An 18,073-nucleotide genomic window follows, 5' to 3' on the forward strand; every position below is an offset into this window, starting at 1 on the left:
CGCGAGCGGATCGAAGCGCCGCCGACGCGCTTCATCCGCTTGATTTACAATGGGCCGGGTTCGCACACGCGACCCGGCCCTGCTTTTTTCGAGAGATTATTTTGGTACAACGTCTACTCCAACCGGGCGAGATCGAATCACTCGATCACAACGCCATCCCACGCTTGCTGCTGCCTCACCCTGCCACCCTGTTTGCCGCGCGCGCCACGCGCCTGCGCCAGCTGGCGGCCGGCGAAGTGCCGGGCATTCCCGTCGAGGAAGCACTGCGCGGCTACCTGGGCCTGATGGCGCAACTGGCCGATGCCCAGCAAGCCGTCGTCGCCGGCAGCGTTGCCTACCAGGTCGAGCTGCCGCCGGACGCCAGCATGAAGCTGGCCCACGACCACAACATGCCGCCGCTGCCGGTCAGCGGCGCCCGTCCTGCCGGCTGGCGCGCTGTGTTCGCCGCCCTGCTGGAAGCCCTGAAGCCGGGTGTCGAGGCGTCGCCGCAACTGGCGCCGGCCCTGGCCCTGCTGCGCGGCCTGAACGACGCCGAGCTCGAAGGCATGGCCGACGCCATCCTGAACGGCTATGCCGAGGGCATCGACCCGCTGTGCGCGCCCTTCATCGCCGCCGCCCTGCAGGTGAGCTGGAGCCTGATGGCCTCGCGCCTCGACCCCGCCTGGGCCCAGCCGCTCGTTACCGGCACGCTGTGCCCGGTATGCGGTTCGCAACCTGTCGCCAGCGTGGTGCGCATCGGCGGCCAGTCGCAGGGATATCGTTACCTGCACTGCAGCTGCTGCGAAAGCGAGTGGCACATGGTACGCGTGAAGTGCTCGTGCTGCGAAGCCAACGGCAAAGTCGCCTACCAGGGCCTGGTCGGCAAGGACGCCGATCCGCAGGCCGCCAACGTGGCCGCCGCCGGCGAAGGCAAAACGTTAGATAAGGCGAACGACCCGACCAAGGTCGCACGCGCCGAGACCTGCGACGACTGCCACACCTACCGCAAGATCTTCAACCAGGAACACGATTACCACGTGGAGCCGCTGGCCGACGATTTGGCCAGCCTGCTGCTCGACGTGCTCGTCTCCGAAGCCGGGTATGCGCGCGCCAGCGGCAATCCGCTGCTCTGGCTGAAGGACGAGGCGTGACGGGCGGCGCCGCGCCGATGCCGCGCCTGCCGGCCGTGCATGTCCTGCTGGACGCGCCGGGCTGCCAGGCATTGATTGCCGAGTATGGGCGCGAGCAGACCGTGGACGCGCTGCGCGCCCTGCTCGACGAGCTGCGCGCAAGCTTGCGCGGCGGCGCCGCCCTCGACGTCGCCCCGGATGCGATCCTGGCGCGGCTCGGCGAGCGCCTGGCTGCGGCGAATGCCTCGCGCCTGCGTCCGGTGTTCAACCTCACCGGCACGGTATTGCACACGAACCTCGGCCGCGCCCTGCTGCCGGACGTGGCGGTGCAGGCGGTCGTCGAGGCGCTGCGCTGGCCGATGAACCTGGAATGGGACATCGATACCGGCAAGCGCGGCGACCGCGACGACCTGGTCGAGGAACAGCTGCGTGCATTGACCGGCGCCGAAGCCGTCACGGTCGTGAACAACAACGCCGCCGCCGTGCTGCTGATGCTGAACGCGCTGGCGGCCGAACGTGAAGTGATCGTCTCGCGCGGCGAACTGGTGGAAATCGGCGGCGCCTTCCGCATCCCCGACATCATGGCGCGCGCCGGCGCGACCCTGCGCGAAGTGGGCACGACGAATCGCACCCACCTGAAAGACTACGAAGAATATGCGGGCGAGCAGACCGCCCTGCTGCTGAAGGTCCACGCGAGCAACTACGCGATCACCGGCTTCACCAAGGAAGTGAGCGTTGCCGAACTGGTGCCGTTGTCGCGCGAACGCGGGATTCCGATTGCCGTCGATCTCGGCAGCGGCACCCTGGTCGACCTGGAACGCTACGGCCTGCCGCACGAGACCACGGTCAAGGAAACCATCGCCGCCGGCGCCGACCTCGTGACCTTCAGCGGCGACAAGCTGCTGGGCGGGCCGCAGTGCGGCATCATCGCCGGCCGCGCTGATCTGATCGCGAAGATCAAGAAGAATCCTTTGAAGCGCGCGTTACGTGTGTCGAAGCTGACCCTGGCCGCGCTGGAACCGGTGCTGAATTTGTACCGCGCGCCGGACCTGCTGCCGCAGCGCCTGACCACGCTGCGTTTGCTGACCCGGCCGGCCGCCGAGATGCGTGCGCTGGCCGCGTCGCTGGCCGCACCGCTGCAGGCTGCGCTGGGCGACAGCTACACGGTGAGCGACGCGCCGATGAACAGCCAGATCGGCAGCGGCGCCCTGCCGGTGGAACTGCTGCCGAGCCATGGCCTGGCGATCCGCGCCGGCGCCCGCATCCGCGGCAATCCGCTCGGGCTGTTGGAGCGGCGCCTGCGTGCGCTGCCGCGCCCGGTGATCGGCCGCATCGCCGACGACACCCTGTGGCTCGATTTGCGCTGCCTGCAAGACGACCAGGTGGCTGCCTTTGTCGACCAGCTGACCATCCTTCGGGAGAACGCTGCTCCATGATCGTCGGTACCGCAGGCCATATCGACCATGGCAAGACCACGCTGACGCGCGCCCTGACCGGGGTCGACACCGACCGCCTGAAAGAGGAAAAAGCGCGCGGCATCACCATCGAACTGGGTTACGCCTACGCGCCGCTGCCGGGCGGCGAAACGCTCGGCGTGATCGACGTGCCGGGGCACGAGAAATTCATCCGCACCATGGCCTCGGGCGTGACCGGGATCGACCTCGCCCTGCTGGTGGTGGCAGCCGACGACGGCATCATGCCGCAGACGCGCGAGCATTTGGCGATCCTGGAACTGCTCGGCGTGCGCCGTGCCTGCGTGGCGTTGACCAAGGCCGACCGCGCGAATGAGGCGCGGCTGATCGAAGTCGAGAACGAGGTTGCTGCCCTGCTGGACAGTACGCCGTTTTCGGGTGCGCCGGTGTTCCGCACCGCCGCCGCGCATCCGGGCGATCCGGGCGTGGCCGCGCTGCTGGAGCATCTTGGAAGCGAGGCAGCAGCACTGCCGGGCCGCAGCGAAGAACGCCTGTTCCGTCTCGGCGTCGACCGCGTGTTCACCGTGTCCGGCCAGGGTACGGTCATCACCGGCACCGCGCTGGCAGGCCGCGTGGTACCGGGCGACCTGGTGCAGCTGGCGCCGGGTGGGCAGCAGGCTCGCGTGCGCGCGATCCATGCGCAGGGCAAACCTGCCGAGGAAGGACGCGCAGGCCAGCGTCTGGCGCTGAACCTGGCCGGTGTGGGCAAGGACGATATCGCGCGCGGCAGCTGGATCGTCGATCCGCGCATGGCCGAGTGTTCGGAACGTTTGGATGCCGACATCACGTTGCTGCCCGATGCCACGGCGCTCGGTTCCTGGGCGCCGGTGCACGTGCACATCGGCGCTGCCCACTACACGGCGCACCTGGTGCCGCTCGACGCCGAGCAGCTGGCACCGGGCAAGCGTACCCGCGCGCAGCTGGTGTTCGACGCGCCCCTGCACGCGGTGGCCGGCGACCGCTTCGTGCTGCGCAATGCGGGCGCCACCCAGACCCTGGGCGGCGGCGCGGTGCTCGATCCCTTCGGGCCGGCGCGCAAGCGGCGCAGTCCGGCGCGACTGGCGTGGCTTGATGCGCTGGCCGGCTGGGTTGCCGACGGCGACCTGGGCAAGCTGGTTGCGGCCAGTCCTGGCGGCATTGCGGTATCCAGCCTGGTGCGCTTGACCCAGTTGGCGCCCGAGAGCCTGCAACTCCCTGACGACATCCTGCGCCTGCCGCTGGCGGGTGGCGACAGCCTGTTGATCGCCCCGGCCATGCTGGCGCCGCTGGAAACGCGCATGCTCGACGGCCTGGGCGCCTGGCACACGCGCCAGCCGGACGAAGCGGGCCTGGAGATGTGGCGCTTAAAACGCATGGTGGCGCCGGAACTGGGCGACGCGGTCTGGAGTGCGCTGATATCGCGCATGCTGGAGGCGGGAACGATCGCGCGCAGCGGCGCCAGCCTGCACCTGCCCTCGCACAGCGTGGCCTTGAGCGAGGCGGAACAGGCGATGGCGGCGCCGTTGCTGGCAGCCCTGGAGGCCGGGCGCTTCGATCCGCCGTGGGTACGCGACCTGGCGCGCGATTTCAGGCTCGAAGAAGACGCGGTGCGCGCCCTGCTGCGTAAACTCGCGCGTGCCGGGCAACTGAGCCAGGTCGTGCCGGACTTGTTCTATCACCCGGCGCCGCTGGCGGAGATGGCTGGCATCGTTGCCGGTTTGCCGGATGCGCAGGCGGCGAGCTTCCGCGATGCGACCGGTTTGGGACGCAAACGCGCGATCCAGGTCTTGGAGTTCTTTGACCGCGTCGGGTATACTCGCCGGGTCCGCAACACCCACCTGCCAAGGCCGCAAGCCAGCTGGCCCGAGCCACCGCAGGTGTAAGCCAAAGGGCGCGCGGCTTGTCGCCGCCGCTGCAAAAGGAAGGCATTCTCATCCGGTGATGGGGCCGGGCTTCAAACCCGGTGGGGGGCGTCAGCCGCTCTCCTGTAAGTTCGACTCTTTCTGCCTTCCGCCAATTCCCCGTTCCGCAGATGCAGGCGTAATTAGCACCGCCGACATATCCCATGTAGGGTGGGCGCCCCGTGCCCACGCGTGACGTTCGCATGATGCAGGCTTCACGCGTGGGCACGGGGGCGCCCACCCTACCTAGCCGGCGTTCCGGTAACGCCGGCCGTGACGGCCAGGTAAAGCCTCAGAACCGCTGGTTGTACGCCACACCCACCAGCTGCATATGCGTCTTCCACGTCCCGCGCGTGGTCTCGCCATTGCCCGTGCAGCCCACGGCCACCGGATTGCAGCTGTTGGTGTACGCGCCGTACGCGTCCTTGAAGTCCAGGTAGCTATACGCGAAGTCGATCGACGAGGTCGGGGTCAGTTTCCAGTTGGCGCCGAACGACAGCTGGTTACGGTCCGCATCCGGCAGCGCCGCATGACGCAGTTCGCTCGAACGCACCGGCGCATTATCGTGCGCGATACCGGCGCGCAGCAGCACGTCGTCATTGAGCTTGTAGCTCGCGCCCAGCGACACGCGCACCGTGTTCTTCCATTGCTGGCGAATCACCTCGTCGCCCTCGCCGGTCCCGAGGAACTCGATGTCGATGTTCTCCATGCGCGAGTTACGCGACCAGGTCACGTCGGCCATGCCGGCCCAGCGCGCATCGAACTGGTGGAAGGCATTGACCGACAGCGTTTCCGGCGTGCGCAGCTCGACGCGCGCATCCGAGTTCTGGCGGCGCGACACGCCTTGCAGCACGCCGTTCACGACCGCGTCCGAGGTCACGGTCGTGAAGTCCCACACCGCCCCGCCCTTCAGTTCATGTTTGATCGACGAACGGTAGGCGATGCCGAAGCGGGTGTTCTCGTCCAGCGTGAACAAATAGCCCAGGTTGAAACCCACGCCCCAGTCCTTGCCCTTCACGCCCGCATACGCGTCGCCGGCGCTCGCCAGCAGGGCCGGATTGCCGCCCAGGCCCGCGATCTGGCGCGCCAGCACGGCGCCGGTGCCGCTGTGCTGGGCGGCGGCAATCGTACCCGGCACGTCGACCGCCTGGCCCAGGCTGGCCTTCATGTAATCGAGGTCGATGCCGAAGCCGAACGCGTGCTGCTCGTTCAGCTTGAAGGCAAGCGACGGGTTCAGGGTCAGCGATTCGAGCTTGATGTTGGTGAGCGAGTAGCGGCCGGCCCAGTCGCGGTCGTAATCGAGGTCGGTCCCGAAGGGGACGAAGGCGCCGAAGCCGGCGGTCCAGCGGCTGTTGATTTGATGGCTGTAGTACAGCGACGGCGCGGCGACGGCGCTTGGCGCGTAGTCGTCCTGGCCCGCCTGGCCGCCGGTGGGGCTGCCGGTGAAGCGGGTCGAGCCGTCGTCCTGGTAGGTGGAGTGCGGCACCAGGGCGGTAACGCCGCCGGTGAACTGGCGGCCTTCCAGGCGGCTCAGGCCGGCCGGGTTGGCGAACACGGTCGACGCGTCGGCCGCTTCGGCGCCGTTGGCTTCGGCCGTTCCCTGCGATGACACGCTCTGCGAGCCGAAGCGGTAGCCGGATGCGCCGGCCGTGGCGGAGATGCCGGCCAGCGCCAGCGCAATGATGAGGTTCAGGTGTTTCTGGTTCACGGTGGTTCTCTTGGTTTGGTTGTCTTCTTCAACGCTCCCCTCATGCCTTTGGATTGCAGAGGTTATGCGGGGCGAAGCATACACCAAACCGGGAATTTAATTACGACCGTGCTTTTTTATCCATCCTGCCCGAACAACGTCGCAATCGCCCCGCGCAGCCAGCGGTTCGACGCATCGGCATGGTAGCGCTCGTGCCAGTGCTGCTTGACCTGGAAGCTGGGCAGCGCCAAAGGCACCGGCAGCATGCGCACGTCCTCGTTGTCCACCATCGAGGCGCCGTAGCGGTAAGGAACGATGGCCAGCAACTCGGTCTCGGCCACGATGCGCGCCACGCCCAAAAAGCTGGGCAACTGCAGCTGCACGCGCCGCACCACGCCTTCGCGCTCCAGGGTCTTGTCGACGATGGCGTGGCCGGTGCCCGATGAGCGCACCAGCACGTGGTCCTCGGCCTGCAGCGCCTCCAGCGAAAGGCTGTCCCGCACGCGCGGATGGCGGTTCGACACCAGGCACACGAAGTGCTGGTCGAACAGCACCTGCTGGTAAAAGCCCGCCTCCAGGTGCGGCATGAAGCCCACCGCCAAATCGACCGTGCCGTCGGCCAGGTCTTGCGGGCTGTCCTGCGTGATCTTCGAGATGTCGACGCGGATGCCCGGCCCCACCTGGCGCAGATGGTTCAGCAGGCGCGGCACCAGTACGATCTCGCTGATGTCGGTCATGCAGATACGGAATTCGCGCGTGCTGCCGACCGGGTCGAACACCGGCTCGTCGGCCAGCGCATGCTGCAGCGCCTGCAGGGCGCGGCGCACGTCGTCGATGGCGTTCTCGGCACGCGGGGTCGGCTCCATGCCCTTGGCCGTGCGGCTGAACAGGCGGTCGTTGAAATGCTCGCGCAGCTTGCCCAGGCCCAGGCTGACGGTCGACTGCGGCAAGCCGAGGTTGTCGGCGGCCCGGGTGACGTTACGGGTCTTGTAGATCTCGTCGAAGATCAGGAGCAGCTCGATATCGAAACGTTTCATCGCCAGCACCACTATTTAAAAAGCTGATTATAACAATCGACAACGATCAGTTTTCGGCATACGGGGTTTTCGGCAGACTGTGGTCATTCACGGGATGTATGGAGACCATCATGAAAACGACTAACACAACAGCACCCTCTGTGATCGTGGCCGGCGCCGGTATCGGCGGCATCGCCACCGCATTGTCGCTGTCGCGCCTGGGCCTGTCGGTGACGGTGCTGGAACAGTCGGCCACGCTGGGCGAGATCGGCGCCGGCCTGCAGCTCGCACCAAACGCCTTTGCCGCCCTCGATGCGCTGGGCGTGGGCGCCGCGGTGCGCGAGCGCGCCGTGTTTACCGAGCGCCTGGTGATGATGGACGCGGTCGACTGCAGCGAAGTCGGCGCCTTCGAAGTGGGCGAGCCCTTCCGCCAGCGCTTCGGCAACCCCTACGCCGTGATCCACCGCGCCGACATCCACACCGCCATCCTCGAACACGTGCGCGGCAACCCGGCCATCGAACTGGTGACCTCCTGCCACATCGACGCCATCGAGCAGGACGAAAAAGGCGTCACCGTACTGGCGCGCGACGGCCGGCGCTACGGGGCCGATTACCTGATCGGCTGCGACGGCATCAAGTCGGTGGCGCGCGACGTGGTGGTGGGCGACCCGGTGCGCGTGTCCGGCCACGTGGTCTACCGCGCCGTGGTACCGGCCGCCGAAATGCCCGAGGCACTGCGCTGGAACGCGCCGGTGGTCTGGGCCGGCCCGAACTGCCACCTGGTGCACTACCCGCTACGCAGCGGCGACCAGTACAACCTGGTCGTCACCTTCCACAGCCGCGAGCCCGAAACCTGGGACGTGCGCGACGGCAGCAAAGAGGAAGTGCTGTCCTACTTCAGCGGCATCGCCGACCTGCCGCGCCAGTTGCTGCACTGCCCGTCGAGCTGGCGCCGCTGGAGCACCGCCGACCGCAACCCGGTCGACAACTGGACGAAGGGCCGCATCACCCTGCTCGGCGACGCCGCCCACCCGACCCTGCAATACCTGGCCCAGGGCGCCTGCATGGCGTTGGAAGACGCGGTCACCCTCGGCGAGGCCGTGCGCGCTACCGGTTTCGACATGGAAGCCGCCTTTGCCCTGTACCAGAAATCGCGCATCGCCCGCACCGCGCGCGTGGTGCTGTCGGCGCGCGAGATGGGCCGCCTGTACCACGCCCACGGCGTCGAGCGCCTGATACGCAACGGTTTGTGGAAGGGCCGCGGCCAGGCCGGCTTCTACGACGCCCTGGACTGGCTGTATGGCTGGAGCGCCGAGCGCTGCCTGGCCACCGCATAAAAAAGGAGAACCGACATGCACAACGACCTGCAAGGCGCGCGCCGCGCCCTCTACCACGACATGCAGTCCCTGCACCTGACGCCGCTGTGGGAATCGCTGCACAACCTGGTGCCCAAGACCCCGGCGCCCGGCTACGAAGCGGCGCTGTGGCGCTACGCCGATATCCTGCCGCATTTGCAGCGCGCCGGCGAACTGATCTCGGCCGAGGAAGCCGTGCGCCGCGTGCTGGTGCTGGAAAACCCGGCCCTGCCCGGCAGCTCCTCGATCACGCATTCGCTGTACGCCGGCCTGCAGCTGATCCTGCCGGGCGAGGTGGCACCGGCGCACCGCCACACCCAGTCGGCGCTGCGCTTCATCGTCCAGGGCAAGGGGGCCTACACGGCGGTCGACGGCGAGCGCAGCACCATGCACCCGGGCGACTTCATCCTCACGCCGTCCTGGACCTGGCACGACCACGGCAACCCCGGCATAGACGGCCAGGCCGAACCCGTGGTCTGGCTCGACGGCCTGGACATTCCGATGACGCGCTTCTTCAGCGGCGGCTTTGCCGAGAACGGCGAAGCGGCCAGCCAGCCGGTGGCACGCCCCGAGGGCCGCAGCCTGGCCGCCTACGGCCACAACATGGCGCCGGTGCGCCGGCTGCACACCCGCGCCAGTTCGCCGATCTTCAACTACCCTTACGAGCGCTCGCGCGAGGCGCTCGACACCCTGCGCCGCCAGGAAGAGATCGACCCCTGGGTCGGCGTCAAGCTCCGCTACATCAACCCCTTGAACGGCGGCTCTCCGATGCCGACCATCGGCGCCTGCATGCAGCTGCTCCCCGCCGGATTTATCGGCCGCGCCCACCGCAGCACCGACGGCACCGTCTACAGCGTGGTCGAAGGCAGCGGCACGGCTGTCATCGACGGCCGGCGCTTCGCGTTTGATGCGCGCGACACCTTCGTGGTGCCGTCCTGGGCCACGCTCGCCTTCGAGGCGCCGCAAGACGTGGTGCTGTTCAGCTTTTCCGACCGCCCGGTGCTGGAGGCCATCGGCCTGCTGCGCGAAGAATTCCTTCCCGAATAACCTAGAAAGAGACCATCATGAGCGACCACTATCTGTTCCCGCCCCAGGCCACGGTCGGCCTGCCCGTCAATGGCAGCGAGGCTGCCTTCCCGGTACGCCGCGTCTACTGCGTCGGCCGCAACTACGCGGCGCACGCGCGCGAAATGGGTTTCGATCCGGAGCGCGAACCGCCCTTCTTCTTCTGCAAGCCAAACGATGCGCAGTCGATCGTGCCGGTGCCGGCCGGCGCCACCGTCGAGATCCCCTACCCGCCGCGCACCGAGAACTATCATTATGAAATCGAACTGGTGGTCGCGATCGGTAAGGCCGGCGCCAACATCTCGCCGGAAGACGCGCAGGCGCACATCTTCGGCTACGCCGTCGGCCTCGACATGACCCGGCGCGATCTGCAGATGCGCATGCGCGAACAGGGCCGCCCCTGGGAGATCGGCAAGGCCTTCGACTGTTCGGCGCCGATTGGCCCGATCACGCCTGTTGACGCCAGCGGCGTCGTGAACGCCGGCGCCATCGCCCTGACGGTGGACGGCAAGACCGTGCAGAGCAGCGACATCACCCACCTGATCTGGAACGTGAACGAGACCATCGCCCAGCTCTCGACCCTGTTCGAACTCCAGCCGGGCGACTTGATCATGACCGGCACGCCGGAAGGCGTGGGCGCCGTGGTGCGCGGCCAGGCCATGCAGGGCACGGTGGATGGCCTGACGCCGATCAGCGTGAAAGTCGTCTGAGAAGTGAGCTAAGTAGCGAAACCCGGCCAGCGCTCCAGCGAAGAAGCGCGGCCATACTGAAATTCAACCTGCAGCGAGGAGACACCCATGCAAGCGCAGAACGTCCAGCAGTTCATCGACCAACATCCCTTTTCGCCGCTCCAGAAGCGCGTGCTCGCGCTGTGCTTCCTGGTGGTGGCGATCGACGGTTTCGACACCGCCTCGATCGGCTTCATCGCGCCCGCCCTGCGCGGCGAATGGGGCTTGAGCGCGGCCGCCCTGGCGCCGCTGTTCGGCGCCGGTCTGTTCGGCCTGATGGCGGGCGCCCTGCTGCTCGGGCCCATGGCCGACCGCTTTGGCCGCAAGCCGGTCTTGCTGCTGTCGGTCGCCTTCTTCGGCCTGACCTCGCTGCTGTCTGCCTTTGCCGACAACATGACGACGCTGCTGGTGCTGCGTTTCCTCACCGGCCTGGGCCTGGGCGGCGCGATGCCGACCACGATCACCCTCACCTCCGAATACTGCCCGCAGGCGCGGCGCGCCAGCCTGGTGACGCTGATGTTCTGCGGCTTCACCATCGGCTCGGCCCTGGGCGGCCTGGTGGCGGCGCAGCTGCTGGCCAGCGTGGGCTGGCGCGGCATTCTCACCATCGGCGGGGTGATTCCGCTGCTGCTGGTGCCGGCGCTGCTGTTCGCCCTGCCCGAGTCGCTGCGCTGGATGGTGCTGCGCGGACGCGGCGCCAGCGCGGCGGCACAAGGCATCATGCGCAAGATCGCGAAGACCGCGCAAGCACTCCCGCCGCTGACGGTCAGCGACGTCAAGCTGCCCGGCTCCCCGGTCACCCAGCTGTTCCGCCCCGGCCTGATCGGCGGCACCCTGCTGCTGTGGTCCACCTTCTTCATGAGCCTGTTGATCATCTACCTGCTCTCGAGCTGGTTGCCGACCATCCTGAACGGGGCCGGCCATAGCCTGTCGCAAGCTTCCTTCATCAGCTCGGCCTTCCAGATCGGCGGCACCCTCGGCGCGATCCTGCTGGGCCGCTGGATGGACCGCTACCGCCCGCACCGCGTGCTGGCCACGGCCTACCTGGCGGCGGCCGTCTGCATCGTGGTCGTCGGCATGGCCACGCAGAACGTGCCGCTGCTGGTGCTGGCCGTGTTTGGCGTCGGCTTTGGCGTGAGCGGTTCGCAGGTCGGCGCGAACGCGCTGGCTGCGGCGTTCTACCCCACCACCAGCCGCGCCACCGGCGTCAGCTGGGCCTCGGCCATCGGCCGCAGCGGCTCGGTGCTCGGCTCGATGGTCGGCGGCGCCCTGCTGGCGGCGGAACTGAGCACGCAGACCATCTTCCTGATGCTGGCCGTACCGGCGGTGCTGGCCGCGTTTGCGCTGCTGGCCATGGGCCGGCTGCAGCAGCCTGTCGCCACCGCGCCGGTCATGCCGCTCCAACCCACCACCAACAATTCGCTCACATGAAACTGCATACCTATTACCGCAGCTCGGCGTCCTATCGCGTCCGCATCGCCCTGAACCTGAAGGGACTGGCCCACGACCAGGCCTACGTCCACCTGTCGAAAGACGGCGGCGGCCAGTTCGCACCCGCGTTCGACGCCCTGAATCCCCAGCACCTGCTGCCGGTGCTGGAGGTCGACGGCATGATCCTGCCGCAGTCGCTCGCGATCATCGAGTACCTCGACGAGACCCGCCCCGCCGTGCCGCTGCTGCCGGCGGACGCCAGGGGCCGCGCCCGTGTGCGTGCGCTCAGCCAGGCCATCGCCGCGGACATCCACCCGATCAACAACCTGCGCGTGCTGAAGTATTTGAGCGCGGAGCTGGGCGTGAGGACGGAGCAGAAGAACGCCTGGTACCGCCACTGGGTGACGCTGGGGCTGGACGCGCTGGAACGCCAGCTGGCCGGCAGCCCGGACACCGGCGCCTTCTGCCATGGCGACACGCCCGGCATGGCCGACTGCTGCCTGGTGCCGCAGCTATACAACGCGCGCCGCTTCGAATGCGACCTGACGCCCTATCCGACGCTGCTGGCGATCGAGGCACGCTGCGCGGAACTGGCGGCCTTCCGCGACGCCCGGCCGGAAGTCCAGCCCGACGCCGAGTGACACGGCCCCCTGGCGTGCTCAGGCGCCGCCAAGCAAAGCGGCGACGCCCTGCATCACGCGTTCGAGCAGCGCTTCGTCATAGGGCAGCCAGGGTACCGCGCCCAGCTTCCGGTCGGACGCCGGAAGCGCCAGCTCGACCGGCGCGCCATCGCGCAGCACGCGGCCGGTACGCATGCTGACCCGGGCGCCGCCCACCTCCACATGAAAACCATCCAGCTTGACGCTGCCGTCCGCGATCCGCGGCGCCAGCAGCGCGGCGAGCACGCGGCGGCGCATCGCGTCGCGCCCGGTCTGGCCGGCCAGCAGCAGGAGCCGGCGGCTGCGTTCGCAAGGGTTGCCGTCTTCGGTGTCGAGCGCGACCGAGGACACGCTGACCAGCAAGTCGACCGCGCGGCAGGCTTCCGACAGGACGCGCGGCGGCACGGCAGCGGGTGCCAAGGTTGCGGCGCCATGCCGGAACAGCAGCGCGCGGCTGGCGACCGCGCCGCCGCAGCCCGGATACAGGCGGTCGCTCACCACGAACAGCGCGCGCAGGTCGCCGAACCGGCGAAGCAGGCCGTCGTGGTCCAGCTTCCAGCCCTCGCGCCGCGCCAGCCCGACCAGCGGCACCGCATCCAGTTCGTAGCCGGCGAAGAGTTCGCCATCCGTTGGCCGGTACCACTCGCGGAATACCTGGCGCAGGGGCTGGCGCAGTTGCTGCGCCAGGATACGGGCGCGCCAGGCCTCGCGCTCGGCTTCGTCGGCCTCGACCGGATGCCAGAGCGTGACCGGCTCGTCGTCCGCGACCGCTACCGCCTCTCCCTGCGCATCGAGCGGCCGGTCTTCCGGCCCGAGCATCCAGGCGGCGCCGCTGCGCCAGACCAGGCCCCGGGCGAATTCGGCGGCGGTCTTGTTGGCCAGCAGGCGCGCACGCCACGCGCCGTAGGGCAGCACGAGCGGTTCGACGAAGCAGCGCTCGAAGAACTGGACCAACAAGGCGCGCAGCGCCTTCGGTGCAAGACCGGCGTCCAGCAGCCGCAGCGCCACTGCCGGGCGCGCGGCCAGGCCGCGCTCGGCCGGCTTCTGGTGCCGCGCCAGCTTCTTTTGCAGGCCGGCGTGGCGCACCAGCGCCAGCGCCTGGCGCAGGGCGAGCACGCCTTCGGGCGTCGGCACGGCTTCGATCGCGTGCCCGAGCGCGACGGTCAGGGCCTGCGAGGGTGCGGTGCGCGCCGCCGTCGGCGCCACGCAGGCCTGCGCCAGCAAGGGACCGATCAGCCCCGCATACCAGGCTTCGTCGCGCGTGGCCGCCACCCGCGCCGCCATGCCCAGCACCAGCGCATCGTCGCGGTCGAAGGCGGCGTCGGCCACGTACGGCAGCTCGCCGGCATGCAGGCGCGCGAGCTGTTCCGCCGCTCCGGCCAGTGCCGCGCGCGCGAAATGGAGATAACCCCTTGGTTCGTCCGGCTCTGCAGCCAGCATGGCGGCGGGGTCCGCTTCCTCGCCCTCGTCCGCGACCAGGGAAGTGTAATGGCCGCTGAAGGCCAGCGCGAACAGGGTCTCGGGCGCCACCGCGCGCAGGGCGGCATACTCGCGCGCGGCCAGGTCGTGCGCCGGCCGTCCCGCGATAAGCGCATCCAGGCGCGCGAGTAGGCCGTCGGCACCGGTGGCGCGCGCGATGGCCAACAAGGCATGGCGATCGGCGAACCAGCGTTCTTCAGGCGGCAACCGCGGCAGCAAGGCTGCCTCGAGCCCGGCGCCGGGCAGCGGCGCGAGGTAACGCACCTGGCCCAACAGCCAGGACAAGTGCACGGGCCCCGAGGGCACGGCCTGCAGCGTGGCCAGCAGACCCGCATTGTCGAGGCGCGGCAGGAGGCCGCGTTGCGCGGCCTGGCGCAGCACCTCCCCGGCCTGCTGGCGCAGCGCGTCGCCGGCATCCGGGCTCCACTGCACGCGCTGCAGCAGCGGCCACAGCGCACCCAGCTCGTCCGGGCTCAGGCCGCCGATATCGATCGGCACGCCGACAAAGCGGGGATGGTCGGGCTGCGTGCCGAGACGGTCGCGCAGTTCGGCGTAGTGGCTCATGCTCTACTCATGCCGCGCGCCCGCTTGCCGTCAGGCGTCGGCCTGGCAGCCCTGGAGCGAAGCGCCGGCGTCGCGCCGCTGCACGCCGATCAGCTTGCCCGCGGTATCGTAGGTCACATGGAACATCGGTCCGTCCGACACCTGGAAGGCATAGGTCACCTGGTTTTCGCCCGGCATGATCATCACCATCTCGGTCGTGGCGCGGCTCAGGTCGAAGCTGTCGCTGCCCACGGTGGCAATGCCGCCGGCAAGCTTGTATTCGGCCGTCTTCGCTTCCATCGGGTTGGCCGGGTTGAAGCACTTCAGCGCCACACCAGGCGTTTCGATGAAGCGCGCCATGCTCTTGTACAGGGGCTGGCCGCGCAGTTGATCGAGCCCCGGCCCCTTCGGACAGCTGAGCAGCTGCTCGCCGCGCATCAGGCCAGCGCTTCCTCCCTCCGGCCCGGCCTGGTCGCTCAGGGTCAGCACCGGACCCTTCTCCGCTTCCATGGACAGCATCGCGCCGGCCTTGACGACGCCATTCACCGTCTCGCGCGTCAGCGTGATCAGCTGCGGCTTGCGCATGTCCAGGGTGAGGTCGGGCGCGGTCATCTTGCCGTCGGCGTCGAGACGGATGCTGGCCTCGATGGTGTCGAGTTGCGGCGTGCGGGTGCAGCCGCCGGTGTAGCTGCGGCTGCCGTTGCCGACGAGAAGCGGCGCCACCAACGGCCACGGGTCGGCGGCGGACACGGCCGAGCCGGTACTGCCTGCGGCGCCCGGCGCGGCGGCGTCATCCTTCTTGCCACATGCTCCCAGGCTCAGGGCGGCAAGGACGGCGGGTAACAGGATGGCTCGGCGCATACTTATCTCCAATGCAATAAAAGCGCAACCTTAGCATAAAAATTGCGCCAAACGGCTCAGCGAAGCCTGTTCATGCCGTGTGCATGTCCGGGGCGATAGCGCCCGGCTCGGCAGGGCCGCCATGCTATACTGGCATCGTCATCTTTTCCCTTAGCGTATGAGACGCGCGTTCGTCATTTTCCTGATCCTGTTGTTCCCCCTGAACGTGCTGGCGCTGTCCTGGTCCGTCGCGACCGAGCCTGCCGCCATGGCAACGCCCGCAAACGCGCCGGCCGACACCGACTCCTTCTTCGCCAAGCTGTTCGACGCCGACACCACGCTCGACCTGGACCCCGACGAACCGCCTCCGATGGACCTGCACGACATCGTGAACCACGAGGCCGGCCTGCAGTTCATCACCCTCCCCGGCCGCGCGGCTTCCTGCCACGACGCGCGCCGCCAATGCCTGTCGATTCCGCCTCCCGTCCGGCCGCCCCGGCCCGTCTGACGCTCCCCGCCGCACGTGCGCGCCGCATCCGGCCCGCGCGCGCATGACCGTCGACACATCAAAGAGGTAATAACATGGAATGGCTATTCGACCCCACCATCTGGGTGGGCCTGTTCACGCTGGTGCTGCTGGAAATCGTCCTCGGCATCGACAACCTGATCTTCATCGCGATCCTGGCCGATAAACTGCCGCCGCACCAGCGCGACAAGGCGCGCCTGCTCGGCCTGTCGCTGGCAATGGGCATGCGCCTCGGCCTGCTGACCATCGTGTCCTGGCTGGTGACCCTGACCACGCCGCTGTTTTCGCTGGGGTCGTTCAGCTTCTCGGGGCGCGACCTGATTCTTCTGGTCGGCGGGGTCTTCCTGCTGTTCAAGGCGACGATGGAACTGCATGAGCGCCTGGAAGGCGTGGAGCATACGCAGTCGGAGTCGAAGGTGTACGCCAGCTTCGCCGCGGTCGTGGCCCAGATCGTCGTGCTCGACGCCGTGTTCTCGCTCGACGCCGTGATCACCGCGGTCGGCATGGTCGATGAACTGGGCGTCATGATGGCGGCCGTGATCATCTCGATCGGCGTGATGATCCTGGCCTCGAAGCCCTTGACGCGCTTCGTCAACGCGCACCCGACCGTGGTGGTGCTGTGCCTGAGCTTCCTGCTGATGATCGGCCTGAGCCTGGTGGCCGAGGGCCTGGGCTTCCATATCCCGAAGGGCTACCTGTACGCCGCGATCGGCTTCTCGATCGTGATCGAGACCCTGAACCAGTTCGCGCGCCGTAACTTCCTGAAGAACGCGGCCCGCGTGCCGCTGCGCGAACGCACCGCCGAGTCGGTCCTGCGCCTGCTGGGCAGCCGCAAGCGCGGCGCCCCGGTCCAGGCCGAAGCGGAAGCGGAGCAGGAAGCGCCGCTGGAGCCGGCCTTTGCGCTGGAAGAGCGCAACATGGTCAGCGGCGTGCTGACCCTGGCCGACCGCTCGATCCGCTCGATCATGACGCCGCGTTCGGAGATGTCGTGGGTGAACCTGGAACACGCGCCGCCCGCCATCCTGGCCCAGCTGCGCGACACCCCGCACAGCCTGCTGCCGGTGTGCCGCGGCGAGCTCGATAACGTGACCGGCGTGGCGCGCACCAAGGACCTGATCGCCGCCCTGCTGCTGCGCGAACGCGGCGACCTGCCGGTGGAAGCGAGCTTCGCGCCGGTCATGCGCACCCCGATCATCCTGCCGGAAACGAGCGGCGTGCTGCGCGCCATGGACACGCTGAAGCGCGCCCATGGCCAGCTGGTGCTGGTGTCCGACGAATACGGCACCGTGCAGGGCCTGCTGACGCCGATCGACATCCTGGAAGCGATCGCCGGCGAATTCCCCGACGAGGACGAACAGCCGGCGGTGCGCCCGCAAGGCCCGGGCCTGTGGGAAGTCGACGGCGCGGCCGACCTGCACCTGCTGGAGCAAGTGCTGGAAACCGATGCCCTGGTGGGCGAGTCCGACGACTACACCTCGCTGGCCGGCTTCCTGCTGGCCCGCTTCGAGACCTTCCCCGAGCCTGGGCAAGCAATCGAGCTCGACGGCCTGCGCTTCGAGATCCTGGCGGTCGAGGAAAGGCGCATCGCCCGCGTCGCCATCCGCCGTATCGAAGCCGCCGCCGAACAGGAACCCGTAGCGTAAAAACAACTGGGGTCAGGTCTGACTTCGAGACACGAGCACATGTGTAGTTCAGCTACCGCCGAGGCCGTGTCCGGATGTCAGACTTGACCCCCGTTGTGTTGTTTATTTATGGGTGAGTACTTGGTACCAGGGCGCTGCCTTGTTCGACGAAGCTGGCGCCGGCGCCGTGGAAGGGAGCGCAGCCTTCCTCGCTGAGGACCTTCGCACGCGCGTCGTCGAGATCGATCACCAGGGTGCACAGCGGAGGGCGGTCGAGCTGGCCGTCGGGCTGGAATACCGGCACCTTTGCAACCAGCCGGGCGCCGGCGCGTGTCGCATAGCCCTGGACGTGGCCGGTGTGCCGGCTCGGGGTCGACGCCACAATGGTCAGGTCGACGGCGTAGCCGTTCGGCTCGACCTCGGTTACGCGCAGGCGCGCCGTGCCGGCTGCCGCGGCGTTCGGCGCTGTCTGGTAGACGATGGTCTGCGGGGCTCCTGTTTGGGCATGGGCCTGTGCCAGCGCCGCGAGCAGGAACAGCATGAGGGTGCGTTTCATGGGCGATATTCTTGTTCGATGTTAATAAGGCAAGCCTAATGTTTACTTATCGACGCGTCCAGATGCGTTCCTGCTTTTCGGCATCCTGGGCGGCGATTCGTGCAG

General features: G+C 68.3%; 15 protein-coding genes and 1 tRNA gene. 11 read left to right on the forward strand and 5 right to left on the reverse strand.

The window, feature by feature from the left end:
* The first annotated feature begins 101 nt into the window (after positions 1–101).
* From fdhE to QPK31_RS10370, 4 genes are all read left to right on the forward strand, one after another.
* Positions 102–1,130, forward strand: coding sequence for a formate dehydrogenase accessory protein FdhE (gene fdhE, locus QPK31_RS10355; RefSeq protein ID WP_290422853.1), 1,029 nt, complete (start codon positions 102–104; stop codon positions 1,128–1,130).
* A gap of 17 nt (positions 1,131–1,147) precedes the next feature.
* A complete protein-coding gene (gene selA, locus QPK31_RS10360) occupies positions 1,148–2,545 on the forward strand; it encodes an L-seryl-tRNA(Sec) selenium transferase (protein ID WP_290422929.1) in 1,398 nt (465 codons plus the stop codon).
* A complete protein-coding gene (gene selB, locus QPK31_RS10365) occupies positions 2,542–4,443 on the forward strand; it encodes a selenocysteine-specific translation elongation factor (RefSeq protein WP_290422854.1) in 1,902 nt (633 codons plus the stop codon). Before selA ends, selB begins: the two co-directional genes overlap by 4 nt.
* 37 nt (positions 4,444–4,480) lie before the next feature.
* Positions 4,481–4,576, forward strand: a tRNA-Sec gene (locus QPK31_RS10370).
* Between the two features lie 177 nt (positions 4,577–4,753).
* On the opposite strand, the gene QPK31_RS10375 is transcribed toward QPK31_RS10370, so the two are convergent.
* Both QPK31_RS10375 and QPK31_RS10380 read right to left on the reverse strand, forming a co-directional pair.
* Complete coding sequence (locus QPK31_RS10375; RefSeq protein ID WP_290422855.1) at positions 4,754–6,169, reverse strand: OmpP1/FadL family transporter; 1,416 nt, start codon at positions 6,167–6,169, stop codon at positions 4,754–4,756.
* A 116-nt stretch (positions 6,170–6,285) separates the two neighbouring features.
* Positions 6,286–7,185: a LysR family transcriptional regulator gene (locus tag QPK31_RS10380; protein ID WP_290422856.1), complete on the reverse strand. Its 900-nt coding sequence runs from the start codon at positions 7,183–7,185 to the stop codon at positions 6,286–6,288.
* Between the two features lie 110 nt (positions 7,186–7,295).
* Here QPK31_RS10380 and QPK31_RS10385 point away from each other — a divergent pair, with 110 nt between their 5' ends.
* The 5 genes from QPK31_RS10385 (at position 7,296) to maiA (ending at position 12,384) form a co-directional block, all read left to right on the forward strand.
* On the forward strand, positions 7,296–8,501 hold the full coding sequence (locus QPK31_RS10385; protein WP_290422857.1) for a 3-hydroxybenzoate 6-monooxygenase: 1,206 nt from the start codon (positions 7,296–7,298) through the stop codon (positions 8,499–8,501).
* 15 nt (positions 8,502–8,516) lie between these two features.
* Entirely contained in the window at positions 8,517–9,566 is a 1,050-nt protein-coding gene (gtdA, locus tag QPK31_RS10390; RefSeq protein WP_290422858.1) for a gentisate 1,2-dioxygenase, read from the forward strand.
* A gap of 17 nt (positions 9,567–9,583) precedes the next feature.
* The gene (locus tag QPK31_RS10395) at positions 9,584–10,294 is read left to right on the forward strand and encodes a fumarylacetoacetate hydrolase family protein (RefSeq protein WP_290422859.1); all 711 of its coding nucleotides are present in this window, start codon (positions 9,584–9,586) and stop codon (positions 10,292–10,294) included.
* Between the two features lie 87 nt (positions 10,295–10,381).
* The gene (locus QPK31_RS10400) at positions 10,382–11,743 is read left to right on the forward strand and encodes an aromatic acid/H+ symport family MFS transporter (protein ID WP_290422860.1); all 1,362 of its coding nucleotides are present in this window, start codon (positions 10,382–10,384) and stop codon (positions 11,741–11,743) included.
* On the forward strand, positions 11,740–12,384 hold the full coding sequence (gene maiA, locus QPK31_RS10405; RefSeq protein ID WP_290422861.1) for a maleylacetoacetate isomerase: 645 nt from the start codon (positions 11,740–11,742) through the stop codon (positions 12,382–12,384). Before QPK31_RS10400 ends, maiA begins: the two co-directional genes overlap by 4 nt.
* Before the next feature lie 18 nt (positions 12,385–12,402).
* On the opposite strand, the gene QPK31_RS10410 is transcribed toward maiA, so the two are convergent.
* Together QPK31_RS10410 and QPK31_RS10415 are read right to left on the reverse strand one after the other, a co-directional pair.
* Positions 12,403–14,445 carry a DUF4132 domain-containing protein gene (locus QPK31_RS10410; RefSeq protein WP_290422862.1) on the reverse strand — a complete coding sequence of 681 codons (2,043 nt, stop codon included), beginning with the start codon at positions 14,443–14,445 and terminating at the stop codon, positions 12,403–12,405.
* Positions 14,446–14,475: 30 nt separating this feature from the next.
* Positions 14,476–15,285: a hypothetical protein gene (locus QPK31_RS10415; protein WP_290422863.1), complete on the reverse strand. Its 810-nt coding sequence runs from the start codon at positions 15,283–15,285 to the stop codon at positions 14,476–14,478.
* A gap of 157 nt (positions 15,286–15,442) precedes the next feature.
* Between QPK31_RS10415 and QPK31_RS10420 the strand changes: the two genes are divergently transcribed.
* On the forward strand, positions 15,443–15,772 hold the full coding sequence (locus tag QPK31_RS10420; RefSeq protein ID WP_290422864.1) for a hypothetical protein: 330 nt from the start codon (positions 15,443–15,445) through the stop codon (positions 15,770–15,772).
* Positions 15,773–15,846: 74 nt separating this feature from the next.
* Entirely contained in the window at positions 15,847–17,433 is a 1,587-nt protein-coding gene (locus tag QPK31_RS10425; protein ID WP_290422865.1) for a TerC family protein, read from the forward strand.
* A gap of 106 nt (positions 17,434–17,539) precedes the next feature.
* Here the strand turns inward: QPK31_RS10425 and QPK31_RS10430 are convergent, their stop codons facing one another.
* Positions 17,540–17,968, reverse strand: coding sequence for a hypothetical protein (locus QPK31_RS10430; RefSeq protein WP_290422866.1), 429 nt, complete (start codon positions 17,966–17,968; stop codon positions 17,540–17,542).
* Positions 17,969–18,073 lie beyond the last annotated feature (105 nt).

Source organism: Massilia sp. YIM B02769, assembly GCF_030411995.1.
Lineage (GTDB): Bacteria > Pseudomonadota > Gammaproteobacteria > Burkholderiales > Burkholderiaceae_D > Telluria.